This window comes from Teichococcus deserti, from assembly GCF_001982615.1.
GTDB lineage: Bacteria > Pseudomonadota > Alphaproteobacteria > Acetobacterales > Acetobacteraceae > Pseudoroseomonas > Pseudoroseomonas deserti.
Window position 1 is genome coordinate 1 of the sequence record NZ_MLCO01000257.1, and the last position, 2,621, is coordinate 2,621.

At 71.5% G+C, this 2,621-nt stretch carries 2 protein-coding genes; both read left to right on the forward strand.

Annotated features, from left to right (window positions below; all coding sequences use genetic code 11):
* A partial coding sequence (locus tag BKE38_RS22845; RefSeq protein ID WP_076959539.1) for a polysaccharide biosynthesis protein occupies positions 1–1,441 on the forward strand: 1,441 nt, incomplete at its 5' end.
* A 414-nt stretch (positions 1,442–1,855) separates the two neighbouring features.
* Positions 1,856–2,578 (forward strand): sugar transferase, encoded by a 723-nt coding sequence (locus tag BKE38_RS22850; protein WP_076959540.1) that lies wholly within the window; start codon positions 1,856–1,858, stop codon positions 2,576–2,578.
* The last annotated feature ends 43 nt before the right edge of the window (positions 2,579–2,621 follow it).

A 2,621-nucleotide genomic window follows, 5' to 3' on the forward strand; every position in this document is an offset into this window, starting at 1 on the left:
CCCCGATCCTCTGCCCCCTGCCACCCTCGCCGCGCTGCAGGCCGGCACCGCCGCGCTGGCCGACGCCCTGCGCGGCGAAGGCCGGCTGCAGGAGGATCCACTGGCCCTCGCCCTGTCGCGCAGCGTCGAACTGCAGGCCGAGGCGGTGGCGCGGCGGCTGCGCGGCCGGCGCGTGCTGGTGACCGGCGGCTCGGGCTGCGTCGGCACCCGGCTGCGGCGGCTGATCGCCGGCTTCGAGCCCGCGGCGCTGGTCAATCTCGACCGCGTGCCGCATCGCGGCGAGGGCATCTGGGCGCGCGGCGACATCCGCAACCCGGAGGAGGTGACCGACATCTTCGCCGCCACCCGGCCCGAGGTGGTGTTCCACCTGGCCAGCATCCGCGAGCCCGGCATGGCCGAGCGCGTGGTGCGCGAGGCGATCGAGACCAATGTTTACGGCACCCGCAACGTCATCGAGGCCTGCCATCGCGCCGGGGTGGCGCAGGCGGTCTATTCCTCGACCGGCAAGTGCTATGCCTATCTGACCGACCACGTCTACACGGCGTCGAAGAAGCTGGCCGAGGCGCAGTGGATGGCCGCCGCCCGCGCCGAGGGGCCGACGCTCTTCGCCATGACCCGCTTCACCCATGTGCTCGAGAATGGCGTCGTGGCCAGGGAGATCGCCGAGGGCATCGCGACCGGGCTGGTCGGGCTGCACGGGCCGGACCGCCACTTCAACGTGCAGAACCTGCGGCAGGCGACGCATCTGCTGCTGAACGCGCTGGCGCTGGCCGGGCAGCAGGCGCCGGACAGCTTCTGGAGCGCCGTCGACCTGGGCTGGCCGGTGAACACGCTGGAGCTCGCCCTGCACCAGATCGCCGCCAGCGGCAGGCCGGTGGGGCTGCGCTTCCTGGGCGTGCCCTGCGGCTATGACGAAAGCTTCTTCCGCGGCCAGTTCGACTGGAGCGAGCGGCACGACTACCACCCGCTGATCAATGCGCTGGAGGCACCGACGCAATTCGCCGACCGCAGCGGCACCATGATCGGCGCCCGCGTCGCCACCTGCCCGCCGGCGGCGCTGCAGGCGGCGCTCGACCGGCTGCGCGGGAGCCTGGCCACGACGCAGGAGGATTGCCTGGCCAAGCGCGCGCTGCTGGAGGCCGTGCGCGAGGTGGCGGCGGCCAGCCTGGCCGGCTTCTGCCCGCGCCGGCTGCTGGAGATCCTGTGGTGGGGCGCGGCCCCCGAATGGGCCGGGGACACGGCGCAGATGCTGCGCTTCCGGCCGATCATCACCGTGTTCGCCGAGGCGCTGCTGCCGGCGCTGGAAGCCCCGGCCGCGGCGCAGGAGCCGGCGCTGCAGGCGCGGCTGGCGGCGCTGGCCGGCAGCCTGGCCGCCATTTCCGGCATGGAGGCGCTGGCCGGCCGCTTCGCCGCCGCGACGCGTCCGCTGCAGGCCGCCTAGCGTGGCGGGCGGTCCGAATCTCGCGCGGGTCCAGGGGATGCGGCGACGCATCCCCTTTTCGCTGGATCGCTGTGCGGCACGGCGATTCCGCGCGCCGGGCCGCGCCGATTCTGGCAGCGCCGCCGGCTGGCCAAGGCGACGCTCGGCCTGCTCGCGCAAACTTCAGAACGACCGCTCTGCTGCGGCGCAGCACGCGGCATTCAAATCCTGCGGGTTCTGTTGCTCAGAGCGTAAAAATTTATACTTTGTAAGCCCGGTTTCGGCGGTGGTTTACCTCTCGTGTGAACCAAAAAGTCCTTTGTTTTCAATTGACAGCCTTCGGGTCTTCGCAAGTATTATTTCCCGCGCCGGCCTGGCTTCCCCCGAAGCCCGGCCGGCTTTTGATGGCTCTGCCTCTGACCGGGAGCTCAGCGTATGACGGAAGCCAGCCTGGCCGCTCAAACCTCGCCCGTCCGGGGCGAGGGCCATTTCCCCTTGGCAGGGATGTCCGCCCCCGCGGCGCCCAAGGCGGCCAGGCCGCGCTCCTGGCAGCATGCCGGCAAGCGTGGCCTCGATATCGTGCTGGCCTCTGGCCTGCTGCTGGCGCTGCTGCCGGTGATGCTGGTCATCACCCTGCTGGTGCTGCGCGACGGCAAGGGCGCCTTCTTCAGCCATCGCCGCGTCGGCCGCGACGGCCGCAGCTTCGGCTGCCTGAAATTCCGCAGCATGGTGCCCGATGCGGAAGCCGCGCTGGCCAAGCTGCTGGCCGAGGACCCGGAAGCCGCCGCGCTCTGGCGCACCAGCCGCAAGCTGAAGCGCGATCCGCGCATCACCCGCGTGGGCCGGGTGCTGCGCGCGACCTCGCTGGACGAGCTGCCGCAGCTGTTCAACGTGCTGCGCGGCGAGATGAGCCTGGTCGGCCCCCGCCCCGTGGTGCAGGCGGAGCTGACCGAGCATTACGGGCCGCATGCCTCGCACTACCTGGCGGTGCGGCCGGGCATCACCGGGCTGTGGCAGATCAGCGGCCGCAGCGACACCAGCTATGCAGAGCGCATCGCCCTCGACGTGCGCTATGTCGAGCGTTTCTCGCTGTGGTTCGACCTGGTGATCCTGGCCAAGACGGTGCCCGCCGTGCTGGTCCGCCGCGGCGCCTGCTGAGGCGCCTTCGCCCCGCCTGCTCCGGCCCGGACCATGACCTTTC